This is a genomic window from Lachnospira sp. (assembly GCF_016290755.1).
In the GTDB taxonomy this organism is placed as follows: Bacteria; Bacillota; Clostridia; order Lachnospirales; family Lachnospiraceae; genus Lachnospira; species Lachnospira multipara.
The window spans coordinates 1-14,132 of the sequence record NZ_JAEEVD010000022.1 but is presented as its reverse complement, the minus strand read 5'-3'; the positions used below and the strand labels follow the sequence as shown (position 1 = coordinate 14,132).

Here is a 14,132-nt window from a genome sequence, read left to right as displayed (position 1 = left end):
GGAGGTTTTTATATGAGAGTAACTGATTTGTTAGACCCAAAAGGCATACGCCTTGGTGTTGGTCTAAAGGACAAAGACGATGCTATTGCACAGTTAGTTGCATTGCACGACTCTGTAGGTAATCTAAGCGACCCTGCAGCATTTACAGAAGCTATTAAAGCTCGTGAAGCTAAGGGTTCAACAGCTGTAGGCCAGGGAATTGCTATTCCTCATGGTAAGTCTAGCGCAGTAAAGAAGGTCGGACTTGTAGCTATTACAGCTCCTTCTGGCGTTGACTACGAAGCTCTAGATGGTCAGCCATCTAATTTACTTTTCATGATTGCAGCTCCAGACACAGCTGCAGACACACATCTTGAAGTTCTATCACGACTAATGACAATGTTAATGGACCCAGAATTTGACAAGGCTTTAGTAGAAGCTAAGACAACAGACGAATTCTTAAAGGCCATTGATAAGAAGGAAGCTGAAAAGTTCCCTGAAGCTGTGACAGAAACTCCAAAGCCAGCAACAAATTCATCTTATCAGGTTTTAGCCGTAACAGCTTGCCCTACAGGTATTGCTCATACTTATATGGCTGCTGAAGCCCTTGAATTAAAGGCTAAAGATATGGGGGTATCAATTAAGGTTGAGACTGATGGATCTGGTGGTGCTAAAAATGTATTAACAGACGCAGAAATTGCAGCTGCTGATTGCATTATTATCGCTGCTGATAGAAATGTTGAAATGGCAAGATTTGATGGCAAGAAAGTCATTAAAGTTCCTGTTTCAGATGGAATTCATAAGCCAGAAGAACTTATTAATAAGGCTATTTCTGGTGAAGCAAGCGTTTATACTCATAAGGGTGGCGCAGGCTCTTCAAGTTCATCAAAGTCAGGAAGTTCAGTATATAGACATCTTATGAATGGTGTATCTCATATGCTTCCATTCGTAGTTGGTGGTGGTATTTTAATTGCTATTGCCTTCTTACTTGATGATTACTCAATTGATCCAGCAAACTTTGGTACTAACACACCTGTTGCGGCATGGTTTAAGAATGTCGGTGGTTTCGCATTTTCATTCATGCTCCCAATTCTTGCAGGTTATATCGCAATGAGTATTGCTGATAGACCGGGTCTTGTAGTTGGTTTCGTTGGTGGTTATATGGCATCTGTTGGTGCAACATTTGCAGCACCTGGCGGTGATTCAAAGGCTGTTGCAGGTTTCCTTGGTGCATTACTTGCAGGTTTTGTTGGTGGTTACATTGTTCTTTGCTTAGAGAAGATTTGTGATTACCTACCAAAGGCAGTTGATGGTATTAAACCAGTACTTATCTATCCATTGATTGGTACTTTACTTATTGCAGTTGTTATGTGTGCTTTCAACCCACTCGTTGCTATTATTAACAACGGTATCTCAGATGGTTTAAGCTCACTTAGCGGTGCTAGTAGCATTATTCTTGGTATGATTGTAGCCGGCATGATGGCTATTGATATGGGTGGCCCATTCAACAAGGCTTCTTATGCTTTCGGTTTAGCTGCTATTTCAAATGGTAACTACGATGTTATGGCTGCAGTTATGATTGGTGGTATGGTTCCTCCAATCGCAATCGCTCTTGCTACAACAATTTTCAAGAACAAGTTTACAGATACAGAAAGAAAGAACGGTCCTGTTAACTACATCATGGGTCTTTGCTTCATTACAGAAGGTGCTATTCCTTACGCAGCTGCAGATCCACTTCGTGTAATCCCATCTTGTATCGTGGGTTCAGCAGTAGCCGGTGCTCTTTCAATGGCATTTAAGTGTACTCTTATGGCTCCTCACGGTGGAATCTTCGTATTCCCTGTAGTAGGTAATTGGCCTATGTACCTTGTAGCCTTACTCATTGGTTCAGTTGTTGGTTGTGCCCTACTTGGTCTTCTTAAGAAAAAAGTTGCTAAGTAAATAAATTACTTAACATAATGCAATAAATTTGTTATAATATTCTCAAGAAAACAAGGAAACAATTAGCAATTAGATATATAAACTAGGAGGATTTGACTATGGTATCACAGACACTAAAAATCGTTAACGAACAGGGAATGCACATGAGACCAGCAAGCGTTTTAAGTCAGAAGATGACTCCATTTGCAAGTACAGTTACTATTCATTTTAATAACAACACTTACAATGCTAAAAGCGTTATGGCTCTAATGAGTGCTTGCTTAAAGTATGGTTCAGAATTTACATTAGAGGTAAGTGGACCAGATGAAGAAGAAGCAATGGCTGCAGCCGTTGAAATCATCAATTCAGGTTTAGGTGATTAATGATTAACGACCGATTCAGTACTAGGTTGTTAAACTAATTAATAATAGATGAGTTGTAAGTAAGAATACATACTATTCTTTTTCATTTTAATTTCCTTTTAAAAAGAGAGGCTTTATGCCTCTCTTTTTTTATATCTTAAGTTCTTAAATTCTTTCCAAGCTCATTAAACTTCTCTCTTCTTTGCTTTTCAAAGAAGTCATTGATACTTGATAAAACTACCTCTTTTGACTGAGACTTAAGCAAATAAGCCTCTGGCTTTGGATTAAGAGATAAAACCTCCATAACACTGTCCTTATCTGACTTTGCAGTTAAAAACATAACTGGGATATTAGCTGTATCTTTCTCACTTTTTATCATCTCATAAACCTTAGCCCCTGAAATGACTGGCATTTCATAGTCTAATAAAATCAAATCTACTTTATTGGTTGCAAGGAAGGTAATTGCACTCATACCAGAATTTACCATAAATACCTGATACTTCTCATTTAGCCATGATTTCATAGTTCTTAGCATAGTTCCATCATCATCGCAAACCAATATTCTTTTTTTCTCCTCAATCTTAGAACGCTTATCCATTACTTCTTCTAAAACAACGGTTAAGTTTTTAATATTAATCGGTCTTTTAAAGATACCAGATATGAGATCATCCTCAATTGCAGGCTTTAGAGAATTAACCTCCTTATCACTACCAACAAGGTATAATAATCTATCCATATCATCCTTTAAAAGGTTATTAATATATATTAAATTCTCATCATTTAAAGCAAATTCGCGCTCTAGATACATAATAAACAATTCCGGTAATTGACCAACAGCCTTAATTGATTCTTCGTCAATCTCAGCCCTTGTTACCTTAAAACGGGCCTTAATTAACTCTTTTTCAATTGCACCAACCATAAAAGAATTGCTATCGCCTAATAACAGAACTTTCTTGTCCATATTCGACCTCACTTAGTTAATTTTGTCCATAATGTTATATTTTACTAGAAATCTTTTTATTTGCAACAATCAATATATTTAGTCATTAAAATTTAGTTAGATGATTTTTAATTTTCTGCATTAACCTCCTTTAAAAGTGCTGTTAATCCATCAATATCTACTGCCGCCATAAGCTGAATTAACTTGTCATAAATCTCCTGATATTCTGCTGGAACTAAGTATTCATCAAGCATATCCATAATAGAATCCGCTCCATCAAAATCAAAGGCTTCCACAAGCTCCTCTAAACTTCTAAAGGCATCCTTTAGCATGTTAATTTCAATCTCTGGCTTATAAACCTTACTAGCCCCATCCTTTCTCAAAACAGTGTTAATTTTGTCCTTATATGTTAGGAGATCCTCTAAAAACTTTGGTGTTAATTTATTGATCTCGTCAACATTTTCATCCATACCATTCTGCTCGAGGCTTGCAGCCCTACGGGAAATATCCATAGCGCCTATAAGTCTTGCAGAACTCTTAATTGAATGCACCTGAATTGTGTAATTTCTAATATCCCCTTCTTTGTAGTATTTCTCAATCATGTCATGCCTTGAATCAATGTTAATTAAGAAATTCTCCAAAACCTCTTCAAGCACATCCTCGCCGCCACAGTTTTGCACCGCCATATCAAAATCGATGCCTTCCACATCCTTATTAAAACGCTCCTCTGCGTTTAATTTAGCGCCCTGACTCTTAACTGCTGTGCCGCCGTAATTACTTGTTCCAATAGTAATATTTGAGCTAGAAGCTGCGCTTTCTCTAGACTTTTCCTTTTCACTATTAGATACATTTTCCAAAGGCATAAGAAGGTTAATCTTCTCCTCTGGCACAAGTCTAACAATCATATCTTCAAGTCTTGCCCCATCCACTGGCTTTGACATATAGTCTGTAAAGCCCTCCTTTAGATACATGTCCCTAGCGCCGGAAACCACGTTGGCAGTAAGGGCAATAACGGGCACGCCTACATTTTTATTATCCTCAGATTCATTCATATGATGCAAGAGCTCAATGCCGCTCATATTTGGCATTCTATGATCTATGAAAATAACATCATACCTTATAGTATTTATAAGACCCAGAGCTTCAACACCGCTTAGTGCTGTGTCTATCTTAACTCCGGTATTTTTAAGCAAGCCCTTAATTACTATTAAATTCATCTCTGTATCATCAACCACGAGTATTCTTACATTGTCTGCCTTAAAGCTTTCTGAATACTCCTGACTTCCATCCTGCGCTTTAATATATGATTCCACGAAATTACCCATAACCTCTCTGCGAATAATTTTTTGATTGATTTCTATTAAAAATCTAGAACCTACTCCAACTTTACTATAGACCTTTAAATTAGCGCCCATCATCTCTAGAAGCTTTGTTACAATGCTCATTCCAAGGCCTGTGCCTTCTGTGGTTCTGTTGCGCTTCATATCTAGTCTTTCAAATGGGCTAAAGAACTTGTCCATATCTTCCTTGGCAATTCCCATGCCCGTATCCTCAACCCAGATTTTAAGCCTTATCTGGTCGTTTGCTATGTCATCAAAGCCAACCCTTAGGGTAACTGAACCTTCTGGCGTATACTTAACTGCGTTAGTAAGTAAATTTAAAACACACTGTTTAAGCCTCAATTCGTCCCCGTAGAGGATTTTGGGAAGGTAAGGGTCTACAAATACGTTAAAAGCTAAACCCTTGTCCTTGGCCCTAATATCAATCATTACCACTAGGTCATTTATAGTAGAACTTAAATCATATTCAATGTTTATGATTTCCATTTTTCCAGCTTCAATTTTAGAGAAATCCAAAACGTCACTAATAAGTGAAAGTAAGGTATTTCCTGCATTTTTTATGTTATAAGCATATTGCTTTATATTGCGTTCACTAGTCTCTCGAATAATTAACTCATCCATGCCAAGCACTGCATTTATCGGAGTTCTAATTTCATGAGAAATGCTTGATAGGAAGTTATTCTTTGCCTCATTAGCCTGCTTTGCAATCTCAAGCTCCGTCTTTAATTCCTGCTCTTTATTAATCTTATCAATGTAATCCATAACGTCCTGCATTACATTGTTTAGATTGTTATAAAGAATCAGCATATCCCCTTTTCTCTTAGGTTGCAGCTTAACATATTCCTTAAAGACTCTTACTCTTTCCTCATCAGAATTTGCCATACCAAATTTCTTTAGGTAATTGGTCATGTGCCTGATTGGAAAAAGCACTGAGGTCTGAATGGAATATACGAAAATGGATACCACCGGAATTACCATGCAAGAAATAATACTAATTACTCTAATGGTAAATTCTAGATGACCAATTCCAACAGAGGTGGAAAGATATCCCGTCTTTGAATACTGCAAAATATAGGCCCTTGTGTAATCACTATCAAAGTCTGTAACCCTAAAGGACAAGGAACCAATAACTCCTGCCACCAAAGATATAAGTATCAATTCAACAATAATGTAGAGCACCACTCTTCTTCGTAAATCCGACTTTATATCAAAGATCTGGTCTTCTTCATTATCTACGTAATTAGCTGTGTAAAAATGTCCCACAGAGAATAGATTTTTCTTTCGATCCTCTAAATTAATTAGGACATTATAAATTATTACAAATGCGAAAACTACCTGAGATAAGGAGCTTACATAAAATCTAAACAAGTTATTAGCTGTATAAACTGGTATCGCATTTATACCACACAAGGCAAGTATTACCACGTTGCCTATAGAAACATAAAGGGAAACTATAATAAAACCTATTGTTATAGTCTTATAGGAACGGAACCACCATTTTCTAGCCATCGTATACATAATAATAACCAAAAATAAATGTACCGATATTCTAGCCGCCAACTGTAAATTAAATATAACCTGTCCTCCAAAGATTAGTAAAATATATAGCATTGCAGGCACATAGCCTAGAATTCCGGAAATAAGCATAGTTGGCAAAAAATCGAAATAATAAACCATACCATTATAGCTTAAGAAGAATATATTTTCCCTTAAATCAGTACAAAATATAGTTACAGAAAATATAACCGCAAAAGCCTCTATTAGATAATGTATAATTTTTTCTTTTTTCTCTAAATTTTGTGGATAGAAATCCATATATAAACCTCATTTAATCAAACAATCACGAGTTCAACTAAGTTAATTATAGCACAAAAATAGTTTATATACAATTATGCAAAATTAAAAAAAGGGCACTTCCCAAAGGAAGTACCCTTAAATTGATTTATTTAGTTATTAGCATATAGTCAACTATTAATTGCTTAAGGCTTAATTACTTCTGTACGTTGAAAGCCTTCATACCTGGGTATGTAGCTGCACAGCCAAGCTCTTCTTCAATACGAAGTAACTGATTGTACTTAGCAACTCTTTCTGATCTAGAAGGAGCACCAGTCTTAATCTGGCATGTGTTAAGAGCTACAGCTAAATCAGCGATTGTTGTATCTGCTGTTTCACCTGATCTATGAGATGAAATTGCTGTATAGCCAGCCTTGTGAGCCATCTTAATAGCTTCAAGAGTCTCTGAAACTGAACCAATCTGGTTAAGCTTAATAAGTACTGAGTTAGCAGCACCCATTTCGATACCCTTTGAAAGTCTCTTAGTATTAGTAACGAATAAATCATCACCAACTAACTGAACCTTCTTGCCAAGCTTTTCAGTCATTCTCTTCCAACCTTCCCAATCTTCTTCATCAAGACCATCTTCAATTGAGATGATTGGATACTTGTCAACTAAGCTCTCCCAGTGAGCAATAAGCTCATCTGATGTAAATGTCTTACCTGACTTTGGCTGCTTATAGAAACCAACACCCTTAGATTCGTCCTTCCATTCAGAAGAAGCAGCATCCATAGCGATCATGAAGTCCTTACCTGGTTCATAACCAGCAGCCTTAACAGCCTCAAGGATTGTTTCAATTGTCTCTTCATCAGATGAAAGGTTAGGAGCGAAACCACCCTCATCACCTACTGATGTAGCAAGACCCTTGCCCTTTAAAATCTTAGCAAGTGCATGGAATACTTCTGCACACCATCTAAGAGCTTCCTTAAATGAAGGAGCACCTACAGGCATAATCATAAATTCCTGTGTATCTACTGTGTTAGTAGCATGAGCACCACCATTTAAGATGTTCATCATAGGTACAGGAAGTGTTGTTGCCTGAGCACCACCAAGGAATCTGTATAGAGGAATATCAAGTGAGATAGATGCTGCTCTAGCTGCTGCGATTGATACAGCAAGAATTGCGTTAGCACCTAACTTATCCTTATTCTCTGTTCCATCAGCATCAATCATAGCCTTATCTACAGCATATGTATCTGATGCATCTAAACCGATTAATGCGTCGTTAATAATTGTGTTAATGTTCTCTACAGCCTTAGTAACACCTTTTCCAAGATATCTAGACTTATCACCATCTCTTAACTCAAGAGCTTCAAAAACACCTGTTGATGCACCTGAAGGAGCTGTTCCGCGTCCGATTGTGCCATCTACTAGATATACCTCAGCTTCAACTGTTGGATTTCCTCTTGAATCAAGAATTTCTCTACCTACAACTTTTTCAATTTCTAAATAATTCATTATAGTTGCCTCCAAATTTTCTTTTAATTAGTTATTACTAACCGATAACCAACACCATTTTATCATCTAAAAAATGTATACACAATAAAGCTAAGAACATTTGACAAAGAATTAACGATAATATTTATCAATAAGAAAATGTATAGACTTATACACTTACTACAATGCCGCCATCATAGGCATATAGCGAGCTAACTCCCGCTGTATCCACGATAACAACCTCTTTAATTTCCATTGCCTTCTCAATTAACTCCTTGAGCTTTAACGCTCTTGCTGGCGCATTACAATGAGCTATAACCAAGGTCTTATTAGCTGAATCAACTGTGTCTGCCTTGATATAATCAATCATATGCGCTAGCGCTTTGTCCATCCCCCTACTCTGACCTAGTTTAACGATGCTTCCATCGTCACCCGCCATAATTGGCTTGATGTTAAGAGCAGATACCAAAGCTGCTTTTAAGTTTGATAGACGGCCATTCTTTCTTAAAACCTCAAGAGTTTCAAGAACAAAATAAGTTCCCATTCCAGCTCTAAACTTTTCAATTCTCTCAACAACCTCTTCAAAACTTAAGCCTTCCTTAACTGCTCTCTCAATCATAAAAGCAATTAAAACCTCGCCTGCAGCGGCTGATCTAGAATCAAAAACATGAACATTATTAGTTCCGCCATCTTCTTTATACATTTCACCTGCAAGTACTGCCGCATTATAACTTCCACTTAACTTAGAAGATAATGTTACGACGTAAATGTCAGTATCAGTTACATTCTCAAATTCATCAATATATCTTTGTGGTGATGGACATGCTGAATGAGCACCATTCTTAGACTCTCTAACTCTTCTTAAAAAGTCTAACTGATCAAAGGTCTCATCATCAATTATTTCATCATCATCCACAACAAGTGTAAGAGGAACTACTGCGAAATGCTCGTCTTTTCTGTATTCCTCTGGTAAGTCACAACAACTGTCAACTACAATCTTATAAGCCATTAATCTCTCCTCCAAATACCATTATCCTTCAAGACATATATATACACGTTACGTAGTTTTTAATACTAGATTATGTTATCCTAGATAACTTTGTATGTCAAGACTGTATGCTTACTCCCTAGCTTTTAAAAAGCGTCACTTTTCTTTTCCTTACATAAATCCATCATATCTCTAGCCTTTTCCTTAACCTTAGGATTTACCTTCTTTGAAACCGCTACCTTGGCTAAATAATTAAGGGCCTCATCATAATCCCCACAATTCATGGCAAGGACGCCAATAAGGAATTCAATGGATTCTTCATCCATACCACAAAGTGGTGGATACTCCTTAATTAAGGCCTCTGAAAAGCCCTTATAGGCCTCTTCTCTGTACTGTAAAAGTCCTTGCTCATAAACAATATATTTACTAAAATCTTCGTCAGATAATTCATTTTTATCTCTACCATCTAAAATCTGCTCTAGTCTTCCCTCGTATAACCAAGAGAGCTTTAGACACAAAAAGGCGCACTCACTTAACTTTGCAGGTAGTTTATTAATCGCTGTTAGTAAGGCCATCTTATAACGCACAATAGCATCATCATATGTATAAAATGGCTTATTAGACATATCAATACCTGCAAATTTACTTCCAATTACTTCATTTAAATGAATTCTCTGGCTATCTGATACAATATCAAATTCTCTTGAAACCGCAGAATACCCACATACTGGACACATAATAACATCGTATTTAACTGTATCGATATTAGAATATCTAGGTCTTAAATCATCATCTGTGCCTATAAATCTTGCCTTTCCAGTTCTTACCTGCTTATAGGTGAAATCAGCATTACATGCGGCACACTTACATTTCTTGTCAAATATCAAATCCGATTCGCTTACTGTCTTCTTTTCATTATTACCGCCCATATTCAACCTCATCAAATATTAAATTTATACACTAGTAGTATTTAAATTATACCATTGATTTATAAAAAAGAAAAGAGCCTGACTCCCCAGTCAGACTCTTTTCTTTCACGTTTATTTTATTTGTTACACCCTGAAAATTTCTCGCCAACCTGGCTCAAAAAAGTCAATTAATGTTTGAAGAAATTGCTCTGCTTGACTTCTTGTAAAATCTCTTCTTACAACTTCAAACAAGGCTCCATAATATGCACGCATCAAGATCTGCATATATTCTGGCTTCACGGTATTAATAGGAACTTTTTTCTCTTTGGCAATCTGAATTAAAGCATTCACATCCTTCAATTCACGCACAACAATGTCATCAAGAAAATTCTCGTATTTAGTTCCCGTTGAGCAATAGATAATAAGTTTAAAAGCATCAAAATCTGCGTATAACATGTTTAACACGTTCTCAATACTATTCGTATCATAGATAGCCTTTAGATTATCCTCATCAATCCTTTTGATGCTATCTCTCTTCACGCTCTCGTAATAGTTATTGAATTCATCCATTGCAGGTTGTACCACTTCGTCAAACAACGCCTCTTTGTTTGTGAAGAGCTTGTATAACCCTGCGACACTAATTCCCACGTCGCTGGCAATGTTACGCATGGAAGTGTGCTCAAAACCGTTCTCTAGAAATTCGAGTTTGGCTTTAGCCACGACTAAGTCTCGAACCTCTTTAGTTAATTTCGGCATTGTGCCTCCATTCACACTACGACTATATTTCTGTCCCTAATGGCTTGCGTCATCAAGGACGCAATGAGTTTGGCGTAGTCCAAACTCTAGAATTCATGAAACCAAAGTTTAAATCCCAATCAGCTCTAGTTTTGAATTCTTTCTTTCTCCCGTCTACTTATCCCGAAGGTTCCCCAGCAGTGTTATCTCCCTACATATATCTACTTAAGTTCTAAGGGATCCCACCCCACTTAGATACTCGTATTACAGCAGTAAAGTGTTCGTTAACACTGTTTACAGTATAATTTACTGAATTTGGACGGTCAAGGGGGGTTTTTACGTTGAAACATTTGACTATCAAACTATTCAACAAAGCAAGATTTTATCTAGGTTTGTTATTTATATACCAATAATATAGTTTCTTAAATTACCCCCTTTTTGTATCTGAATTTGGGGGTGAAAGGGGGTAGATATAACAAAAATACCCACCCCCTTTTAGTCCTTATAACAAAAAAACATAAAAAAAGGATTAGTTTTTATACTAATCCTTAGAAAAAATTCATCATACTATTCACTGTTCTAGTAATCTTTGCTATGTCTTCATAGCTTATATGATCTATTGCTTTATATTGTTTAGCCAGTAGATTGATACGTCTTACCTGATCACAGCAAGCATATCCTTTTATCTTCTCGCCTTCAACATAAACATGTTTGTCATTGTTCTTGTCTTCATCAATTATAGGACACACCATTACCTTTGCATCCCTAGCATTCTCGTTATTATTAATTACTAGCGGAACAAAATCAATTCCCACTACTTCAATAATATCACCTTGTTTAATATTTGCTGCCATCTAATCTCCTTTGCTTTTCGCCAGCCTATATTTAACCTTTACATTACTATCTTGTTGAATCATTCTCAATTATTTCGTAGCCAAGCATTACCTCGTTAGCACTAATAGGTATCTCTCTAATTAAATTTAGTAACATAGCAGCACCCTTAGCACCAGCCTCTTCATAGTGATACTTAACTGTTGTAAGTGTTGGCGTAATAGCCATTGAAAAGTCAGAATAGTCGTGTCCTACAACCTTGACGTCTTCAGGAACTCTCTTTCCTCTATCCTGTAAATACTTTATTGCACCTACAGCAACTCTATCTGAGGCACAGACAACACCATCAAGATCCGGATATTTACTATACAAGCTCTCCATGATTAAATATCCAGATTGCTTTTTAATATCACTAGTACTTATCTGACTGTCTTCACAAGGCAAATGAGCATCCTTTAAGGCCTTTATAAAGCCCTTTCTTCTCTGCTTACCATTGGAAATGTCTGCATCATTAAAGCCAATAAAAACAATTCTTTTACAGGCCTTCTCAATTAGAAAATTAGTCACCATATAAACTGCTTGGTAGTCATTATAATAAATGCAATTGCAGCCCTCTACATTCTGTCCAATTATTACCACAGGACATTTCAATTTATCAATTGCAAGTCTATGCTTGTTAGTTACCATAGAACTTAGCAATATAACTCCATCCACTCTATTCTCATTAAAAACCTGAAGGTACTTTAGTTCCTTAGATACATCATCGCCAGTGTTTCCAAGTAATAATTGATAGCCTTCAGTTTCTAATCTATCCGATATGCCATTAACAACTAAGTTAGTTGCAGTGGAATTAAGTCTTGGAATTATAACGCCAATTAGCTTTGTCTTCTTAGTTCGCAAAGTTTGTGCCTGGGGAGATGGGACATAGCCCGTCTCCTCAACCACTTTCCTTATTGCTTCTCTTTTTTCATCAGAGACATAGCCATTATTAAAATACCTAGAAACAGCTGCGTTAGATACGCCTGCTAATTTAGCTATTTCATTAATCGTCATATTAATCCATCTCTCTAACAATCTTTCTTAATTTAAGCACCATAGAAGGTGATACTGAAAGCTCATCAAGTCCCATCTTAACAAACTCTTCTGTAAGCTCTGTATCAGCTCCTAATTCACCACAAATACCACACCAGATACCTGCCTTGTGAGCATTGTCTGTAGCCATCTTTATCATTCTTAAAACAGCTGGATGATGTGAATCATAGAAATCATCTAACTTTGAATTCTGTCTATCAATGGCAAGTGTGTACTGTGTTAAATCGTTAGTACCAATACTAAAGAAATCAACTTCATGAGCAAGTTCTTCACTCATAATTACAGAAGCAGGAGTTTCAATCATGATACCCTGTTCTGGAATTCTAAAATCAATACCAAGTGATGTAAGCTCATCAGCCACTTCCTTAACAATCTTCTTAATCTGCTTAACTTCATCCACCGAAATAATCATAGGATACATAATAGAAATATTACCGTAAACAGCAGCTCTTAAAAGAGCACGTAACTGAGTCTTAAAGATATCCGGCTGCTTTAAGCAAATTCTAATAGCTCTATAACCAAGAGCTGGGTTATCTTCTTCACCTAAGTTGAAGTAATCAACCTTCTTATCAGCACCAATATCAAGAGTTCTGATAATAACCTTCTTATCAGCCATATTCTGAGCAACCTGCTTGTAAGCTCTAAACTGTTCTTCTTCACTTGGGAAATCTTCTCTACCAAGATATAAGAACTCAGATCTAAATAAGCCGATACCTGAAGCATCATTCTCTAAAACAAGTGCAACATCACTAACAGCACCAATATTAGCATAAATGTTAATCTTCTTACCGCTCTTAGTTACATTCTCCTTACCCTTTAACTGATTAAGGAGTTCAGCCTGTTCCTTCTGCTTCTGAATCTGCTTCTTAACTTCGCACTGCAATTCAGCAGATGGATCAAAAGTTACTTCACCCTTAACACCATCAACTACAGCAAGTGTACCATTCTTAATCTTAGATAAATCCATATCTACTGATACTAATGCAGGAATGTTCATCATTCTAGCAAGGATTGCAGTATGTGAATTAGTTGAACCATGAACTGTTACGAAGGCAAGAATCTTCTCCTTATCCATCTGAACAGTCTCACTAGGAGTTAAATCATCTGCAATAATTACAGATGGTTCCATAGATGAGAAGTCAACCACTTCATTGCCCTGTAAAATGTTAATAAGACGGTTTGAAACGTCTCTAATATCTGCAGCTCTAGCTCTCATATAATCATCATCCATAGCTGCAAACATCTCAGCAAAATTATCACCTGCAACAGCTACAGCAAATTCTGCATTAACATTCTCTGTTCTAATGATATTCTTGATAGAATCGTTATAATCCATATCTTCAATCATCATCTGATGAGCTTCAAAAATTGCTGCTGAAGCCTCACCAACTTCCTTTAAAGCCTTATCATATAAAGCTCCTAACTGCTTAATTCCTTCTGCAACAGCAACATCTACTCTTGCAACTTCAGAATCTGTATCAGTAATCTTTTCACGAACTACTGGTTTATCTTTCTTATCCAATACAACTACGTTACCCATTGCAACGCCCTTAAATACTGATTTACCTGTAAATTTATCCATAATTAACCTCGATTCTTTAAATTATAGATTGTTCTCAAAGAAGTCCTTGATGCTAGCAAATGTAGCTTCTTCATCTCCACCTTCTACATTAACAGTTACAGTATCGCCACACTTAACACCCATTGCCATTAAAGCCATAAGCTTTGTTGCTTCTGCTGATTTATCTCCCTTGCAAACTGTGATC

12 protein-coding genes are annotated in these 14,132 nt (G+C 36.6%); 2 read left to right on the top strand and 10 right to left on the bottom strand.

Annotated elements, in window-relative coordinates; translation table 11 throughout:
- Nucleotides 1-12: 12 nt before the first annotated feature.
- Together QVA17_RS06910 and QVA17_RS06905 are read left to right on the top strand one after the other, a co-directional pair.
- Nucleotides 13-1,920, top strand: a complete 1,908-nt coding sequence (locus QVA17_RS06910; RefSeq protein ID WP_287387297.1) for a PTS fructose transporter subunit IIABC — start codon at nucleotides 13-15, stop codon at nucleotides 1,918-1,920.
- Between the two features lie 98 nt (nucleotides 1,921-2,018).
- Entirely contained in the window at nucleotides 2,019-2,282 is a 264-nt protein-coding gene (locus QVA17_RS06905; RefSeq protein ID WP_027431272.1) for an HPr family phosphocarrier protein, read from the top strand.
- 136 nt (nucleotides 2,283-2,418) lie between these two features.
- On the opposite strand, the gene QVA17_RS06900 is transcribed toward QVA17_RS06905, so the two are convergent.
- The 10 genes from QVA17_RS06900 to QVA17_RS12570 all read right to left on the bottom strand — a co-directional run bounded on the left by QVA17_RS06900 (nucleotide 2,419) and on the right by QVA17_RS12570 (nucleotide 14,131).
- Nucleotides 2,419-3,222 (bottom strand): response regulator, encoded by an 804-nt coding sequence (locus tag QVA17_RS06900; RefSeq protein ID WP_287387295.1) that lies wholly within the window; start codon nucleotides 3,220-3,222, stop codon nucleotides 2,419-2,421.
- A gap of 107 nt (nucleotides 3,223-3,329) precedes the next feature.
- Nucleotides 3,330-6,356: a hybrid sensor histidine kinase/response regulator gene (locus QVA17_RS06895; RefSeq protein ID WP_287387292.1), complete on the bottom strand. Its 3,027-nt coding sequence runs from the start codon at nucleotides 6,354-6,356 to the stop codon at nucleotides 3,330-3,332.
- 175 nt (nucleotides 6,357-6,531) lie between these two features.
- Nucleotides 6,532-7,833, bottom strand: coding sequence for a phosphopyruvate hydratase (gene eno / locus QVA17_RS06890; protein WP_287387288.1), 1,302 nt, complete (start codon nucleotides 7,831-7,833; stop codon nucleotides 6,532-6,534).
- 148 nt (nucleotides 7,834-7,981) lie between these two features.
- Entirely contained in the window at nucleotides 7,982-8,821 is an 840-nt protein-coding gene (locus QVA17_RS06885; protein WP_287387286.1) for a DegV family protein, read from the bottom strand.
- 125 nt (nucleotides 8,822-8,946) lie between these two features.
- Nucleotides 8,947-9,729, bottom strand: a complete 783-nt coding sequence (locus QVA17_RS06880) for a DUF2225 domain-containing protein (protein ID WP_051195408.1) — start codon at nucleotides 9,727-9,729, stop codon at nucleotides 8,947-8,949.
- A gap of 123 nt (nucleotides 9,730-9,852) precedes the next feature.
- Nucleotides 9,853-10,464: a TetR/AcrR family transcriptional regulator gene (locus QVA17_RS06875; protein WP_287387284.1), complete on the bottom strand. Its 612-nt coding sequence runs from the start codon at nucleotides 10,462-10,464 to the stop codon at nucleotides 9,853-9,855.
- 527 nt (nucleotides 10,465-10,991) lie between these two features.
- Nucleotides 10,992-11,297, bottom strand: a complete 306-nt coding sequence (locus QVA17_RS06870) for a type II toxin-antitoxin system PemK/MazF family toxin (protein ID WP_027431277.1) — start codon at nucleotides 11,295-11,297, stop codon at nucleotides 10,992-10,994.
- 46 nt (nucleotides 11,298-11,343) lie between these two features.
- Nucleotides 11,344-12,327 carry a LacI family DNA-binding transcriptional regulator gene (locus tag QVA17_RS06865; RefSeq protein ID WP_287387282.1) on the bottom strand — a complete coding sequence of 328 codons (984 nt, stop codon included), beginning with the start codon at nucleotides 12,325-12,327 and terminating at the stop codon, nucleotides 11,344-11,346.
- Between the two features lies 1 nt (nucleotide 12,328).
- Complete coding sequence (gene ptsP, locus QVA17_RS06860; protein ID WP_287387280.1) at nucleotides 12,329-13,948, bottom strand: phosphoenolpyruvate--protein phosphotransferase; 1,620 nt, start codon at nucleotides 13,946-13,948, stop codon at nucleotides 12,329-12,331.
- Nucleotides 13,949-13,969: 21 nt separating this feature from the next.
- A complete protein-coding gene (locus tag QVA17_RS12570) occupies nucleotides 13,970-14,131 on the bottom strand; it encodes an HPr family phosphocarrier protein (protein ID WP_287387358.1) in 162 nt (53 codons plus the stop codon).
- Nucleotide 14,132 lies beyond the last annotated feature (1 nt).

What these genes read in the sequence shown, in the direction of transcription:
- QVA17_RS06910 (WP_287387297.1), top strand. Translation starts at nt 13, where the DNA reads ATGAGAGTAACTGATTTGTTAGACCCAAAAGGCATACGCCTTGGTGTT.
- QVA17_RS06905 (WP_027431272.1), top strand. Translation starts at nt 2,019, where the DNA reads ATGGTATCACAGACACTAAAAATCGTTAACGAACAGGGAATGCACATG.
- QVA17_RS06900 (WP_287387295.1), bottom strand. Translation starts at nt 3,222, where the DNA reads ATGGACAAGAAAGTTCTGTTATTAGGCGATAGCAATTCTTTTATGGTT.
- QVA17_RS06895 (WP_287387292.1), bottom strand. Translation starts at nt 6,356, where the DNA reads ATGGATTTCTATCCACAAAATTTAGAGAAAAAAGAAAAAATTATACAT.
- eno (WP_287387288.1), bottom strand. Translation starts at nt 7,833, where the DNA reads ATGAATTATTTAGAAATTGAAAAAGTTGTAGGTAGAGAAATTCTTGAT.
- QVA17_RS06885 (WP_287387286.1), bottom strand. Translation starts at nt 8,821, where the DNA reads ATGGCTTATAAGATTGTAGTTGACAGTTGTTGTGACTTACCAGAGGAA.
- QVA17_RS06880 (WP_051195408.1), bottom strand. Translation starts at nt 9,729, where the DNA reads ATGGGCGGTAATAATGAAAAGAAGACAGTAAGCGAATCGGATTTGATA.
- QVA17_RS06875 (WP_287387284.1), bottom strand. Translation starts at nt 10,464, where the DNA reads ATGCCGAAATTAACTAAAGAGGTTCGAGACTTAGTCGTGGCTAAAGCC.
- QVA17_RS06870 (WP_027431277.1), bottom strand. Translation starts at nt 11,297, where the DNA reads ATGGCAGCAAATATTAAACAAGGTGATATTATTGAAGTAGTGGGAATT.
- QVA17_RS06865 (WP_287387282.1), bottom strand. Translation starts at nt 12,327, where the DNA reads ATGACGATTAATGAAATAGCTAAATTAGCAGGCGTATCTAACGCAGCT.
- ptsP (WP_287387280.1), bottom strand. Translation starts at nt 13,948, where the DNA reads ATGGATAAATTTACAGGTAAATCAGTATTTAAGGGCGTTGCAATGGGT.